We start from the raw sequence: 14,558 nt of genomic DNA, 5'->3' as shown, positions 1-14,558 counted from the left end.
GTCGCGCTCGACGCGTTCGAAGCGCACGGCGGCGCCGGGCGCGAGCAGCGCGGGCTCCTCGCGGGCGAGGTCCCACATCCTCGTGTCCGTCCGTCCGATGAGCTGCCAGCCGCCCGGGCTCTCGCGCGGGTAGACGCCGGAGAACGCGCCGGCGAGGCCCACGGAGCCGGCGGGGATGCGGGTGCGCGGGCTCGAGCGGCGCGGCACCTGGAAGAGCGCGTCGTCGCCGACGAGGTAGCCGAAGCCGGGCGCATAGCCCGTGAAGGCGACGCGCCAGGCGGCCGCCTGGTGGCGCGCGACGACCTCCTCTGCCGAGACGCCGAGGAGCGCCGCCACCTCGTCGAGGTCCTGGCCGTCGTAGCGCACGGGGATCGTGACGGCGGCGTGGCTCGCCGCGCGCTCCGCCGCGGGCTCGACGGCCAGCAGCCTCGCCGCGAGGTCGTCGGCGGCGACGCGGCGCGGATCGAAGCGCACGAGGATCGTGCGCGCGGCGGGCACGAACTCGGTGACGCCGGGCAGCGCCGCCTCGCGCAGCCGCGGCAGGAGCCGCATCGACTCGTCGAGGTCGGCGGCCTCGAGCAGCAGCGCGGTGTCGGCGGCGGTGAGGATGCGGGTCATGCGGCGAAGGCGGCGTCGGGGGCGTCGAGCACCAGCATGTGTCCCGGCGCGTGCGTGATCGCGAACGGCGGCCGCGACGCCATGATCGCGGCCTGCGGGGTGACGCCGCAGGCCCAGAACACGGGCACCTCGCCGGCGCGGACCTCGGGCGCGTCGCCGAAGTCGGGGCGATCGAGGTCGACGCCGAGCGAGGCGGGGTCGCCGATGTGCACGGGCGCGCCGTGCACGGCCGGGAAGCGGCCGGAGATCGTGACGGCGTCGGCGACGCGGTCGGCGGAGATCGGGCGCATGGAGACGACGAGCTCGCCCGAGAGGCGGCCCGCCGGCGCGCAGTCGCGGTTCGTCCGGTACATCGGCACGTTGCGGCCCAGCTCCTGGTGGCGGATGGGGATGCCCGCGTCGGCGAGGCCCGCCTCGAAGGTGAAGCTGCAGCCGATGAGGAAGGCCACCAGCGGCTGCGCGGCCCAGGCCTCGGTCGCGTCGGCGACCTCCTCGGCGAGCGCGCCGTCGCGCCACACGCGGTAGGCGGGGATGTCGGTGCGGAGGTCGGCGCCGGGCGCGAGGCGCGGCTCGAAGCGCCCGGCCTCCACGACCTCGAGGATCGGGCACGGCTTCGGGTTCCGCTGTGCGAAGAGCAGCGTCTCGAAGGCCCAGTCCTCCGGCACGGCGATGAGGTTCGCCTGCACGAGGCCGTGCGCGACGCCGCTCGTCGGCGCGACGAGGCCGCCCCGGTACGACGCGCGGGCGGCGCGCGCCTCGTCGAGCCTGCCGCGGGGCGGCCACGGGCGCCGCCATCAGCGCACCGCCGCGAAGGGCGCGATCGTGACGCCCGCGGCCTCGAGCGCGGCACGCGTGGCCTCGGCCATCGCGGTCGCGCCGGGGCTGTCGCCGTGCACGCAGATCGACTCGGCGCGCACCGCGATCGTCGAGCCGTCGATCGCCTCGAGCAGGCCCTCCTGCGCGAGCCGCACCATCCGCGCGGCGACCGCCTCGGGGTCGTGCAGCACGGATCCGGGCGCCGCGCGGGTCACGAGCAGCCCCTCGGGGGTGTACGCGCGATCGGCGAACGCCTCCGCGGCGGTGGGCAGCCCCGCGGCCTCCGCCACGCGGAGCACCGCGGAGCCCGCGAGGCCCAGCAGCACGAGCGCCGGATCGACCGCGCGGATCGCCGCGACGACGACCTCGGCGTGCCGCTCGTCGTGCGCGATGCGGTTGTAGAGCGCGCCGTGGGGCTTGACGTACACCATCCGGCCGCCCGCCGAGGCGGCGAGGGCGCCGAGCGCGCCGAGCTGGTACTCCACGTGCGCCTGGAGCGTCGCGTCGTCGATCTCCACGTCGCGACGGCCGAAGCCCTCCGCGTCGCGGTAGCCCGGGTGCGCGCCGATCGCGACCCCGCGCGCGACGGCCTCGACGAGCGTGCCGCGGATGCCCTCCGGGCTGCCGGCGTGGAAGCCGCACGCGACGTTGGCGCTCGTGACGACGCGCAGCATCGCCGCGTCGTCGCCCACGATGCGCTCGGGGACGTTCTCGCCGAGATCCGAGTTCAGGTCGATCGATGCCATGCCGGAGGCCCTCACGCGCCGATGCCGAGGAACGCGAAGATCGGGACGATCGACTGCGAGCCCATGTACCAGGTGAGCGCGGTCGCGAGCGTGCCGACCACGAGCAGCCAGGTCGGGTAGCGGTAGCCGCCGAGCACGTCGCGCTGGCGGAACCAGCCGATGTACATGAAGATCGTGAGCCCGATCGGCAGGATCAGGCCGTTGAAGCCGCCGACGAAGACGAGCAGCGCTGCCGGCGCGGTGCCGATGAGCAGGTAGACCACGGCCGAGACGACGATGAAGCCCACCGTCGCGAGCTGCAGCGGCCACCCGCCCGCGAGGCGCTTCGTGAAGGTCGAGAGGAACGTCGCCGAGGTGTACGCCGCCCCGATGACCGAGGTGATGGCCGCGGCCCAGAAGATGAAGCCGAAGATGCGGATCCCCGCGTCGCCGAGCACGGCGCCGAACGCCTGGCCGGCCGGGTTCGCGGCCTGGCCGGAGAAGTCGAGCGCGACGCCCGAGGCGACGACGCCGAGGATCGCGAGGAAGAGCACGTAGCGCATGACGCCCGTGACGAGGATGCCGTTGAGCGAGGCGCGGTGGACGTCCCTGATGTGCTCGCGGCCCGTGAGGCCCGACTCGAGGTAGCGGTGCGCGCCGGCGTAGGTGATGTAGCCGCCGACCGTGCCGCCGACGATCGTCGTGATCGTGGCGAAGTTCAGCTCGTCGGGCACGAAGGTCTGGCGCAGCGCGTCGCCCACGGGCGGGGCGGAGACGATCGCGACGTACACGGTCATCGCGATCATGCCGACGCCGAGGACCATGACGACGACGTCGACGACGCGCCCGGCCCGCTTGAACAGGAAGATGCAGATCGCGAGCACGGCCGTGAGGAGGCCGCCGACCTTCGCGTCGATCCCGAGCAGGGCGTTGAGGCCGAGCCCTCCGCCCGCGATGTTGCCGATGTTGAACGCGAGCCCGCCGATGAGGATGAGGACGGCGAGCACGTGCCCCGAGAAGGGCACGGCGCTGTTGGCGAGGTCGCCCGCGCGCTTGCCGGAGACGGTGATCATGCGCCAGATGTTCATCTGCACCGCGAGGTCGATGAGGATCGAGACCAGGATCGCGAACGCGAACGCGGCCCCGAGCTGCGCCGTGAAGGTCGCGGTCTGGGTGATGAAGCCCGGGCCGATGGCCGAGGTGGCCATGAGGAAGATCGCGCCGAGGATCGGGCCCCGGCGGCTCCTGGCGAGGGCCTTGGCGCGCTGGGCGTCGGTGGGCGCTGCCTCGGTGGACTGCTGCGTGTCGGACATCGCGGGTTCCCATCTCCGTCGGTGGGCTCTGGCGCGCGGGGTGCGCTGGGGGGAGCCTAGCCGTCGTAGGACAGCCTGGCAACGATTGTTGAACAATCCGAGTCCGATGTGTTTCGACCGTGTTGCGGATCGCCCCACGATCCGCAGGGCCGGGACGTAGCATGGCGCCATGAGCGACACGAGCCTCGCCGGGATCCTCCGCCGGCAGATCATCGCGGGCGAGTACGCGCCCGGCGAGCGGCTCTCGGAGGCGGCGCTCGCGGCCAGGCTCGACGTCTCGCGCAACACGCTCCGGGAGGCGTTCCGGGTGCTCGCGCAGCACGGCCTCGTCGAGCACGTGCCCAACCGCGGCGTCTCGGTGGCCTCGCCCACCACGGCGGACGTCGTCGACATCTACCGCGCACGCCGGCAGATCGAGTGCGGGGTGCTGCGCGAGGCCTCCCCGCTCCATCCGGCCGTCGCCGCGATGCGCGAGGCGGTCGAGGCCGCGCAGGCGGCACGCGAGGCGGGCGACTGGTCGGTCGTGGGCACCGCGAACATGGCCTTCCACCGCGCGCTCGTCTCGCTCTCCGACAGCCCGAGGCTCGAGCGCGCCCACGAGCAGCTCGCCGCCGAGCTGCGGCTCGCGTTCCTCGCGATCGACGACTTCGAGTCGCTGCACCGCCCCTTCGTGCTGCGCAACCGCGCCGTGCTCGACGCGCTCGTGGACGCGGGCGCGGAGCCTGCCGCGCGCGAGCTCGAGCGCTACCTCACCGAGTCGGAGCGCCGCGTGCTCGGCGCCTACGCGCGGCTCGGGCGGGCCTGAGCGACCGTCGTCGCGCCCGCGGCGACCGGGATCGCTCCCGCCGGCTCAGCTCGCCTCGCGCATCTGGCGCAGGTCGCGCTTGAGGTCGTGCAGCTCGTCGCGGATGCGCGCGGCGAGCTCGAACTTGAGCTCCGCGGCGGCCTCCGACATCTGGGCCGTGAGGTCGGCGATGATCGCCTCGAGCTGCGCGGGGCCGTCGAGCTCGGAGCGGTCCTTCGCGAGGCGCGGGGTCGGGGCGCCTCGGCGCGCGCCCTCGAGGAGCTCTGCCGTGTCGGCCTCCTCGCGCGCGAGCACCTCGGTGATGTCGGCGATGCGCTTGCGCAGCGGCGTCGGGTCGATGCCGTGCTCCTCGTTGTACGCCACCTGGATCGCGCGGCGCCGGTCGGTCTCGTCGATCGCGAGCCGCATCGAGTCGGTGATGGTGTCGGCGTACATGTGCACCTCACCGGAGACGTTGCGGGCCGCGCGGCCGATCGTCTGGATGAGCGACGTGGACGAGCGCAGGAACCCCTCCTTGTCGGCGTCGAGGATCGCCACGAGCGACACCTCGGGCAGGTCGAGGCCCTCGCGCAGCAGGTTGATGCCGACGAGCACGTCGAAGACGCCCTGGCGCAGCTGCGTGAGCAGCTCGACGCGGCGCAGCGTGTCGACGTCGGAGTGCAGGTAGCGCACGCGCACACCGGCCTCCGTGAAGTACTCGGTGAGCTCCTCGGCCATCTTCTTCGTGAGCGTCGTGACGAGCACGCGCTCGTCCTTCTCGGCGCGCACGCGGATCTCCTCGAGCAGGTCGTCGATCTGCCCCTTCGTGGGCTTCACGACGAGCTGCGGGTCGACGAGGCCCGTGGGGCGGATGATCTGCTCGACGACGGTGTCGGCGAGGCCCATCTCGTACTTGCCGGGCGTGGCGGAGAGGTACACCTTCTGAGGCGTGCGCTCGAGGAACTCGTCGAACTTCAGCGGCCGGTTGTCGAGCGCGGAGGGCAGGCGGAAGCCGTGCTCGACGAGCGTGCGCTTGCGGCTCGCGTCGCCCTCGTACATCGCGCCCACCTGGGGCACCGTGACGTGCGACTCGTCGATGACGACGAGGAAGTCGTCCGGGAAGTAGTCGAGCAGGCAGTGCGGCGCCTCGCCGGGCTCGCGGCCGTCGATGTGGCGCGAGTAGTTCTCGATGCCGGAGCAGAAGCCGATCTGCTCCATCATCTCGAGGTCGAAGGTCGTGCGCATGCGCAGCCGCTGCGCCTCGAGGAGCCGGCCCTCGCGCTCGAGCACCTTGAGCCGCTCGTCGAGCTCGTCGCGGATGCGCTCGATCGCCTTCTGCATGCGCTCGTTGCCGGCGACGTAGTGGCTGCCGGGGAAGATCGAGATGGCGTCGTGCGTCTGCAGCACCTCGCCCGTGAGCGGGTGGAGGGTCGAGATCGCCTCGATCTCGTCGCCGAAGAGCTCGATGCGGATCGCGTGCTCCTCGTACATCGGGATGATCTCGATCGTGTCGCCGCGCACGCGGAAGGTGCCGCGCGAGAACGCGACGTCGTTGCGCTGGTACTGCATCGCCACGAAGCGGCGCAGCAGCGCCTGCCGGTCGACCCGCATGCCGACCTGGAGCGCGACCATGGCCTCGAGGTACTCCTCGGGCGTGCCGAGGCCGTAGATGCACGAGACCGTCGAGACGACGACGACGTCGCGCCGCGAGAGCAGCGCGTTCGTCGCCGAGTGGCGCAGGCGCTCGACCTCGGCGTTCAGCGAGGAGTCCTTCTCGATGAAGGTGTCCGTCTGCGGCACGTAGGCCTCGGGCTGGTAGTAGTCGTAGTAGGAGACGAAGTACTCGACGGCGTTGTTGGGCAGCAGCTCGCGGAACTCGTTGGCGAGCTGCGCGGCGAGCGTCTTGTTGTGCGCGAGCACGAGGGTGGGGCGCTGCACCTGCTCGACGAGCCACGCCGTCGTCGCGCTCTTGCCCGTGCCGGTCGCGCCCAGCAGCACGACGTCGGTCTCGCCGCGCCCGAGCGCCTCGGCGAGCTCCTGGATCGCCTTGGGCTGGTCGCCGGAGGGCTCATACTCGCTGATGACCTCGAACGGCCGGACCGCACGCCTCGCTTCCATGCCCTCCAGCCTAGGAGCGGTCGCCCACACGCCCGCTGGAGAGGCGCGACCAGAGCGCGTCGGCCTGCTCGAGCGTCGAGTCGAGCGAGCCCGCGGTGTCGACGACGACGTCCGCGATCGCGAGCCGCTCGTCGTCGCTCGCCTGCGCCGCGACGCGCTCGGCCGCGGCCGAGGCGGCCATGCCGCGGTGCGCCACGAGGCGCTCGACGCGCAGCGCCGCGGGCGCGTGCGCCACGACCACGAGGTCCCACGGGTCGTCGGGCCGCGCCTCGACGAGCAGCGGCACGTCGTAGACGACGACGCGCTCGGGGTCGTCGGCGAGCACCTCGCGGAAGCGCCGCGCGCTCTCCTCCTGCACCGCGGGGTGCACGATCGCGTTCAGCCGCGACCGCGCCTCCGGGTCGGCGAAGATGCGCGCGCCGAGCGCCGCGCGGTCGAGGCCGCCGTCGGGCAGCAGCACGCCCTCGCCGAACGCCTCGACGATCGCGGCGAGCACGGGCGTGCCCGGCTGCTGCAGCTCCCGCACGAGCGCGTCGGCGTCGACGACGAGCGCGCCGTGCTCCGCGAGGCGGCGGGCGATCGTCGACTTGCCGGAGGCGATGCCTCCCGTGAGGGCGATGAGGGGCATGGGCCGATACTCCCACGGCGTCGACCGGGCCTCGCGACCTGCGCGCGTCCTGACCGCGGAACGCGCGTCCGGCGCGCTACGATGCCGAGGACGCCCTCATGTCACGGGCGAGGACTACGGAGGGCAGCCATGGACAAGGACGTCGCCGTCGTCATCGAGGACGGCGAGGACATCCGCGAGCTCCTCGCGCAGGTCCTCACCCAGGCAGGCTTCACCGTCCACGCCGCCGCCGGCGGGGCGGCCGGCGTGGACCTCGTGCGCCAGCACGACCCGGTCGTCGTCACGATCGACGTGAACATGCCCGGCATCGACGGCTTCGAGGCCGCTCGGCAGATCCGCATGGTCTCGAACGCGTACATCGTCATGATCACGGCGCGCGGCGACGAGATCGACACGCTGCAGGGCCTCCAGACGGGTGCCGACGACTACATCGTCAAGCCCTTCCGCCCCCGCGAGCTGCGCGCCCGCATCGAGGCGATGATGCGCCGGCCGCGCGAGCTCGCGGCCACGCACCCCACCCACGGCTCCGCGCCGCGTCCGTCGACGCCGAGCCCGATGCAGCAGTCGGCGCCGCAGGGCGGCATGGCCGCCACGGGCCCCCTCCCCTGGCTCGAGGCGCCGGGCGCCGACGTCACCTGGCTCGAGCACCGCGGCCTCCGCATCGAGCCCGACGCCCGCGTCGTCGAGCTCGACGGCGCCGAGCTCGAGCTCACTCGGAGCGAGTTCGACATCCTGCGGATGCTGCTCGGCTCCGGCCGCCGCGTCGTCTCCAAGCTGCAGCTCGCGAGCATGCTGCGCGGCGAGCGCGGCGAGCGCGACCAGTACCTCAGCGAGCACGACGCTCGCGCGATCGAGGTGCACGTGGCCAACCTGCGCCGCAAGCTCGGCGAGTCGCCCGCCGATCCGCGCTGGATCGAGACGGTCCGCGGCGTGGGCTACCGCCGCACGGCCTAGGCCTCGTCGCCTCCGTCGCGGCGCGGTCGGACCACCGCCCGATGCGTGCGGCCCGCGCTGCTAGAGCGCGGACTTCTCGGTGCGCACGCGAGCGTCCTCCTCGCCCGCCACGACCACCGAGGTGTCGTCGGAGTCGATGGCGCGCTTCGCGGCCGACACGGCACCGTCGACGATGGCGCGGTGGTCGTACCCGACGATGCTCGTGAGGCTCACGCCCATGCCGATCGCCGGCATCACCGTGGCGCCCGCGGTGCGCAGCTGGTCGAGCATGGCGCGGTGCACGCGGGCGGCGAGCTGGCGCGCCTCGGCGAGCGAGCCCGGCTGGAACGCGAGCAGCAGGGTGCCGTCCTCGTCGGCGCCGAGCACGGCCGTGGTGGGCGAGAGCCGCCTGGCCGCTGCGCGCACCGTCTGGCGCACGTGCTCCGCCTCGTCGACGCCGAAGGCGGTCGCGATGCGCGGCAGCGCGTCGATGTGCACCGCGAGCACGCCGAAGAGCTCCTCGCGTCGGTTCGCGCGCATGAGGCGCCCGCCGAGCACGCGCAGGAACGTCGAGCGCAGCAGCACGCCGTCGGGGGCGATCGCGAGCACCGCGGAGTCGTCGGCGCCGCGCATCCGGACGTGCTCCGCGCGGAGCACCGAGGCGACGACGACGGAGACGATCGTCAGCACGATCGTGAGGATGCCCGCGACCTCGCTGCCGAGATAGGTGGTGAAGACCTCGTCATCGGTGCCGAGCGTCGCGGCCACGACGAGGCGGGAGAGGAAGAACACCGACTCGATGCCGAGCACGAGGCCGAGGCCGAGCGCCGTGCCGCTGCGGCGCATGGTGCCGCGGGCGCTCTCGACCGCGCCGAGCGCAGCGAACGCCGCGTTGCCGCCGAAGAGCAGCCAGTAGCCGGCCCAGTCGCCGCCGCCGGGCCCCTCGAGGACGACGGCCAGCGCGGCCGCGGCGCCGACCGCCGCGACCGCGATGCTCTGCCGCTGGATCGGCCGGTCGTTGATGGTGCGGCAGCCGAGCCAGAGGAGCCCCGTGCCCGCCACGAAGGTGCCGTTGCCGACCGCCACGGCCCACCACGCGCCGTCCGCAGCCGCCCAGACCATGTAGGCCTCGGTCGTGAGCATCGCCGCGAGGAAGGCGAGCGCCCAGACGCGGCCCGAGCGGTCCTCCTTCCGCAGCAGCGTCTCGACGATGAAGAGCACGCCGGCGACGTGCACGACGAGCGCCGTCATGAGCGTGAGCGTGAGCAGGTCGAGCGTCATGCGATCCCTTCGGTCCTGCGCCGGGGCAGCCGGACGACGAACGTCGAGCCGCTGCCGGGCTCGCTCTGCACCGTGATCTCGCCGCCGTGCGCGCGCACGAGGTCTCGGCTGATCGAGAGGCCGAGCCCGTTCCCGACGGGCCGGGCGCCGAGGGCCCCTGCCCGGTAGTAGCGGTCGAACAGGTGCGGCAGCGCCTCCTGCGCGATGCCGGGCCCGTCGTCGCGCACCACGATGTACGCGTCGCGGTCGTCGCTCGTGACGTCGACCTCGACGAGGCCGTCGCCCGTGTGGTACTTCACGGCGTTGCCGACGAGGTTGTCGACCACCTGGCGGATGCGGTGCGGGTCGATCTCGGCGACCGCCGGCTCGACGCCGGAGGCGTCGATGCGGACGTTGCGCGCGGCCGCGCGCGGCTCGAGCGACTCGACCGAGGCGAGCACGACGCGCGCGACGTCCTCGTGCTCGGGCCGCACGTCGAGCTGGCCGGCGCCGTCGGCGGTCGCGGCGAGGATGTCGCCGATGATGACGAGGAGGCGGGACGCGTTGCGCTCGGCGATCTCGAGGCTGCGCCGCACGTCCGGCGGCAGCTCGCCGCTGTCGAGCACGATGTCGAGGTGGCCGAGCACGCTCGTGAGCGGGGTCCGCAGCTCGTGGGAGACGGAGGCGACGAGCTCGTCGCGCATCTGCACCGCGAGCTGCTCTGCCGTGACGTCGCGCGTCACGAGGATCCCGCCGACGTCGATCCCGTTGGCGTCGACGACGCGACGGGCCGTGGACTGCAGGGCGCGACGGGTGTCGCCGGGCGGGCCCTGCCAGGACAGCAGGCCCTCGAACGACTCGCCGCGCCGGGCGCGCTCGATCGGCGCCATGCCGGGCGTGGTGCGCGTCACGCCGTCGCCGTCGAAGACCGGCGCGTCCTCGTCGGTCGGGTTGAGCCGCGCGTGGGCCTCGTTCTCGACCGTGAGCCCGCCGTCGGCGCCGATGCGCACGACGCCGAAGTCGACGGCGTCGAGCACCTCGCTCACGGCATCCTCCTGCCGCCGCGCGCGCTCGACGGCGTGGTCGAGGTAGGCGGCCTGCTCGTCGAGGAGCGCGCGCTGCGCCGCCGCGCGACGCGCGGTGACGTAGGCGACGACGGCTGCGGCCGCGATGGAGATCGGGCCCACGAGGAGGTGCCCCGTGACCGCCGGCCCAGCACCCAGCAGGGCGGTGAGCCAGAAGAGGAGCGCGGCGCCGCCGGCGCCGATGCCGAGGCCGCCGATGCCGCCGATGGTCGAGAGCCAGACCGCGGGCGCGAGCCAGAGCAGCCACATGCCTTCGGCCGGGTCGCCGAGCTGCAGCAGCAGCACGGCGACCATGTCGAGCAGGGGGACGAGCAGCACGAGCAGCGGGTGCAGGCGGTTCCAGCGCACGACGAGCGCCGCGACGGTGACGACGAAGACGAGCACGATGCCGGCGAGCATCGCGTCGCCCGAGGCCATGCGACCGTCGAGGATGACCATGCCGCTCGCGATGAGCGCCGCGAGGCCGAAGAGCAGCTGGTTGACGCTCGTGGCGCGCTCACGCGTGCGGTCCGGTCGCGCGCGGCCGGACCGCGCCGACGTGACGGCCGCTGCCATGGGGCAACGGTACCCCGAGGAGTGCGCCATCCGGCGTCCGCGCGCCGCGCGGCGCTACCATGCGATCCAGCGGCACGGCGCCGCGGGGAGGTGGCGCATGCTCGAGCTGCTCACGGGCACCGGCCTCGCGGCCGCGGCAGGCATGAACGCCTACGTCCCGCTGCTCGTCGTCGGCCTCGTCGCGCGGCTCCTGCCGGACGTCCTGGCGCTGCCGGAGGGGTGGTCGTGGCTCGCGAGCTGGTGGGCCATCGGCGCGCTCGCCGTGCTGCTCGTGGTCGAGGTCGTGGCCGACAAGGTGCCGGCCGTCGACTCGATGAACGACGTGCTGCAGACGGCGGTGCGGCCCACGGCCGGCGGGCTCGCGTTCGGCTCGACCTCCGGCGCCTCGACGGCGGCCGTCGCAGACCCCTCGGAGCTCTTCGCCTCGCAGCAGTGGGTGCCCGTCGTGCTCGGGGTCGCGATCGCGCTCGCCGTGCACCTCGCGAAGTCCGCGCTGCGGCCAGCGGCCAACCTCGCGACCGCCGGCGCCGCCGCGCCCGTGGCCTCGACGGCCGAGGACCTCGGCGCCGTCGCGCTCTCGGTCCTCGCCCTCGTGGCCCCGGTGCTCGTGCTCCTCGTGCTCGGCCTCCTCGGCGCCCTCGCCTGGCGCATCGTGCGCGTGGCGCGGCGGCGGAGGGCCGCGGGGCGGCCGGGCACGGCCTAGGCGGATCCGGGCACGGCCTGGCGGCTCTGCGCGCGGCCTAGGCGATGGTCGAGGGCGCCCCGGCGGCGTCCGGCACGGTCGGCACCGACTCCATGTGCCAGGCCCCGCGCCAGCGGACGACGGCGCCGTCGGGACCGCGCTCCGCGACCGCGAGCTCATGCCCCGAGCCCATGCCCGTGGCGGCCGCGATCCGCACGCGATCCTCATCCACGGGCTCGAGCACGTCGACCGCCGCCAGCGGATCCGCGGCCGTGGGCGAGACGCCCAGCAGCCTGCCGCCCAGCTCGACGACGTCGAGGCGGCCCCAGATGCCCGCATAGGTGCCCTCGAACGATCGCAGCATCGCCAGGTCCGCGTCGGGCTCCGGCTCGTCGAGCGCCGCCTGCACGATGCGGGCGACGCCCACCGCCAGCTCCTCCGCCGGGCCGTCGATCGCGTTCGTCAGCACCGAGACGACGACGTCGCGCTCGGCGTCGACGAGCGTGCGGGTCGCCTGCCCCGTCCAGGCGCCGCCGTGGCCCACCCAGGTGCGGCCGTCCACCTCTCGGTGCATGAGGCCGAGCCCGTAGCCGGCGCTGCCGCCGTCGCGGCCCTGCGTCGTCCAGAGGCGCTGGCGCATGCGACGCCGGCCCTCGGCGCTCAGCAGCCGGACGTCGGCCTCGCCCACGGTGCGCAGCGCGTCGGTGAGCTCGGCGGCACTCGAGAGCGCGCCCGTCGCTGCGGCGAGCGCGCCCGTGCCGGGGCTCGCGAGCACGGGGCGCTCGTCGGCGGAGTGCAGCGCGCCGTGGCCCGCCGTGAGCGGCGCCCCTGCGGGGGCATGCGCGGCGTCGACGTCCGCCAGCGTGCCCTCGAGGCCGAGCGGCTCGGCGAGCAGGCGCGCGAAGGCGCGCGCGTAGGGCTCGCCCGTGACCCCCTCGACCACGAGGCCGAGGATGCCGAAGCCGATGTTCGAGTACTTGAACTCCGCCGACGCGGGGATGCGCGCCGTGCCCCGCTCCGCGAGGGCCACGAGCGCCTCCGCGTCGGGGAAGGGGCGCTCGAGGTGCCAGTGCGCCACGTCGTCGCCGTCGCGCGTCGTGCCGCTGCCGTGCGAGAGCAGCTCCTGCACCGTGAGCGCTCCGGCCTCGGTGGCGGCGAGCGCGGGCACGTGGTCGGCGGCGCGGTCGTCGAGCCGCAGGCGCCCGCCGTCGACCAGGCGCATCGCGACGATGGCCGCGAGCGACTTCGAGTGCGACGCGATGCGGAAGCGGTGCGCGGTCGTCAGCGCCTCCCCCGTCGACGCGTCGGCGACGCCGTGCGCCGCGTCGAGCACCAGGGCGCCGTCGGCCCGCACGGCCACCTGCACCCCCGGCACGCGCAGGCGCCACCGGCGATAGGCGATCCATCGGTCGGCGTAGGCGAGGGCGCGCTCGAGGCGCTCGTGGGAGGGCATGCCCCGATCCTCGCAGACGCGGGCGACCCCGCTGCGCCGGGCAGGGACGACGGAGGGCCGCACCCCGGAGGGTGCGGCCCACGTCTGGAGCGTGCTTACTCGGCCGAGCCGGTGAGCTTCTCGCGGAGCGCGGCGAGCGCCTCGTCGTCGGCGAGGGTGCCGGCCGACGACTCCTCCGAGCCGCCGAACGAGGACGCGCTCGAGGGCACGTCGTTCGACATGACCTCGGCGTCGCGAGCCGACGCGACCTGCGCCTTGTGTGCCTCCCAGCGCGTCTGCGCGGCGGCGTACTCGGCCTCCCAGGCCTCGCGCTGCGCGTCGAAGCCTTCCTTCCACTCGTTCGTCTCGGGGTCGAAGCCCTCCGGGAACTTGTAGTTGCCCTGCTCGTCGTACTCGGCGAGCATGCCGTAGAGCGCCGGGTCGAAGTCGGTGCCCTCGGGGTCGACGCCCTCGTTCGCCTGCTTCAGCGAGAGCGAGATGCGGCGGCGCTCGAGGTCGATGTCGATGATCTTCACGAAGACCTCGTCACCCACCGAGACGACCTGGTCGGCGGTCTCGACGTGGCGGCTCGACAGCTCCGAGATGTGCACGAGGCCCTCGATGCCGTCCGCGACGCGCACGAACGCACCGAACGTGACGAGCTTCGTGACCTTGCCCGGCGCGACCTGGCCGATCGCGTGCGTGCGGGCGAAGACCTGCCACGGGTCCTCCTGCGTCGCCTTGAGCGACAGCGAGACGCGCTCGCGGTCAAGCTCGACGGTGAGGATCTCGACGGTGACCTCCTGGCCCACCTCGACGACCTCGGAGGCGTGCTCGATGTGCTTCCACGAGAGCTCGGAGACGTGCACGAGGCCGTCCACGCCGCCCAGGTCGACGAACGCGCCGAAGTTGACGATCGACGAGACGACGCCCTTGCGGACCTGGCCCTTCTGCAGCGACTGCAGGAACTGGCCGCGCGACGCCGACTGCGTCTCCTCGAGGAGCGCGCGGCGCGAGAGCACCACGTTGTTGCGGTTCTTGTCGAGCTCGAGGATCTTCGCCTCGATCTCCTGGCCGAGGTACGGCGTGAGGTCGCGGACGCGGCGCAGCTCGATGAGCGAGGCCGGGAGGAAGCCGCGGAGGCCGATGTCGACGATGAGACCGCCCTTGACGACCTCGATGACGGTGCCGGTGACGACGCCGTCCTCATCCTTGATGCGCTCGACGTCGCCCCAGGCGCGCTCGTACTGCGCACGCTTCTTCGAGAGGATCAGGCGACCCTCCTTGTCCTCCTTCTGGAGGACGAGCGCCTCGACCGTGTCGCCGACCTCGACGACCTCGGTGGGGTCGACGTCGTGCTTGATGGAGAGCTCGCGGGAGGGGATGACGCCCTCGGTCTTGTAGCCGACGTCGAGGAGGACCTCGTCGCGGTCGATCTTGACGACGGTGCCCTCGATCAGGTCGCCGTCGTTGAAGAACTTCAGGGTCTTCTCAACGGCGGCCATGAAGTCGTCGGTCGAGCCGATGTCGTTCACGGCGACCTGCTTCGGAGCCTTGGTCGTTGCAGTGGTCATGGAGATGATGAGCCTTCAGGGATGAGTCGGGCCGG

11 protein-coding genes and 2 pseudogenes are annotated in these 14,558 nt (G+C 73.5%); 3 read left to right on the top strand and 10 right to left on the bottom strand.

From position 1 onward, the window contains the following. Positions 1-102: 102 nt before the first annotated feature. From OVA14_RS11340 to OVA14_RS11325, 4 genes and pseudogenes are all read right to left on the bottom strand, one after another. Positions 103-552: pseudogene (locus OVA14_RS11340) on the bottom strand (5-oxoprolinase subunit B family protein); the annotation flags it as partial. A gap of 62 nt (positions 553-614) precedes the next feature. Continuing rightward, positions 615-1,382 (bottom strand): annotated as a pseudogene (locus OVA14_RS11335) (putative hydro-lyase); the annotation flags it as partial. A gap of 30 nt (positions 1,383-1,412) precedes the next feature. Then, positions 1,413-2,180, bottom strand: coding sequence for a LamB/YcsF family protein (locus tag OVA14_RS11330; protein ID WP_267503954.1), 768 nt, complete (start codon positions 2,178-2,180; stop codon positions 1,413-1,415). A gap of 11 nt (positions 2,181-2,191) precedes the next feature. Next, entirely contained in the window at positions 2,192-3,472 is a 1,281-nt protein-coding gene (locus OVA14_RS11325) for an NRAMP family divalent metal transporter (protein WP_267503953.1), read from the bottom strand. 169 nt (positions 3,473-3,641) lie between these two features. On the opposite strand from OVA14_RS11325, the gene OVA14_RS11320 reads away from it, so the two are divergent. Then, positions 3,642-4,277: a GntR family transcriptional regulator gene (locus tag OVA14_RS11320; protein WP_267503952.1), complete on the top strand. Its 636-nt coding sequence runs from the start codon at positions 3,642-3,644 to the stop codon at positions 4,275-4,277. A gap of 45 nt (positions 4,278-4,322) precedes the next feature. On the opposite strand, the gene uvrB is transcribed toward OVA14_RS11320, so the two are convergent. Then, positions 4,323-6,374 carry an excinuclease ABC subunit UvrB gene (gene uvrB, locus OVA14_RS11315; protein ID WP_267503951.1) on the bottom strand — a complete coding sequence of 684 codons (2,052 nt, stop codon included), beginning with the start codon at positions 6,372-6,374 and terminating at the stop codon, positions 4,323-4,325. Positions 6,375-6,384: 10 nt separating this feature from the next. Beyond that, a complete protein-coding gene (gene coaE / locus OVA14_RS11310) occupies positions 6,385-7,002 on the bottom strand; it encodes a dephospho-CoA kinase (protein WP_267503950.1) in 618 nt (205 codons plus the stop codon). Positions 7,003-7,131: 129 nt separating this feature from the next. On the opposite strand from coaE, the gene OVA14_RS11305 reads away from it, so the two are divergent. Next, positions 7,132-7,956, top strand: coding sequence for a response regulator transcription factor (locus OVA14_RS11305; RefSeq protein WP_267503949.1), 825 nt, complete (start codon positions 7,132-7,134; stop codon positions 7,954-7,956). A gap of 60 nt (positions 7,957-8,016) precedes the next feature. On the opposite strand, the gene OVA14_RS11300 is transcribed toward OVA14_RS11305, so the two are convergent. After that, a complete protein-coding gene (locus OVA14_RS11300) occupies positions 8,017-9,216 on the bottom strand; it encodes a hypothetical protein (RefSeq protein ID WP_267503948.1) in 1,200 nt (399 codons plus the stop codon). Beyond that, positions 9,213-10,835 (bottom strand): sensor histidine kinase, encoded by a 1,623-nt coding sequence (locus OVA14_RS11295; protein WP_267503947.1) that lies wholly within the window; start codon positions 10,833-10,835, stop codon positions 9,213-9,215. The genes OVA14_RS11300 and OVA14_RS11295 overlap by 4 nt, the downstream gene beginning before the upstream one ends. 97 nt (positions 10,836-10,932) lie before the next feature. Between OVA14_RS11295 and OVA14_RS11290 the strand changes: the two genes are divergently transcribed. Continuing rightward, a complete protein-coding gene (locus OVA14_RS11290) occupies positions 10,933-11,538 on the top strand; it encodes a DUF4126 domain-containing protein (protein WP_267503946.1) in 606 nt (201 codons plus the stop codon). A gap of 37 nt (positions 11,539-11,575) precedes the next feature. Here OVA14_RS11290 and OVA14_RS11285 read toward each other — a convergent pair whose 3' ends face one another. Together OVA14_RS11285 and rpsA are read right to left on the bottom strand one after the other, a co-directional pair. Further along, positions 11,576-12,970 carry a serine hydrolase domain-containing protein gene (locus tag OVA14_RS11285; protein WP_267503945.1) on the bottom strand — a complete coding sequence of 465 codons (1,395 nt, stop codon included), beginning with the start codon at positions 12,968-12,970 and terminating at the stop codon, positions 11,576-11,578. A gap of 95 nt (positions 12,971-13,065) precedes the next feature. Next, the gene (rpsA, locus tag OVA14_RS11280; RefSeq protein ID WP_267503944.1) at positions 13,066-14,523 is read right to left on the bottom strand and encodes a 30S ribosomal protein S1; all 1,458 of its coding nucleotides are present in this window, start codon (positions 14,521-14,523) and stop codon (positions 13,066-13,068) included. Between the last annotated feature and the right edge of the window lie 35 nt (positions 14,524-14,558).

The organism is Agrococcus sp. SL85 (genome assembly GCF_026625845.1).
GTDB lineage: Bacteria > Actinomycetota > Actinomycetes > Actinomycetales > Microbacteriaceae > Agrococcus.
This window is presented reverse-complemented; position numbering and strand designations above follow the sequence as displayed.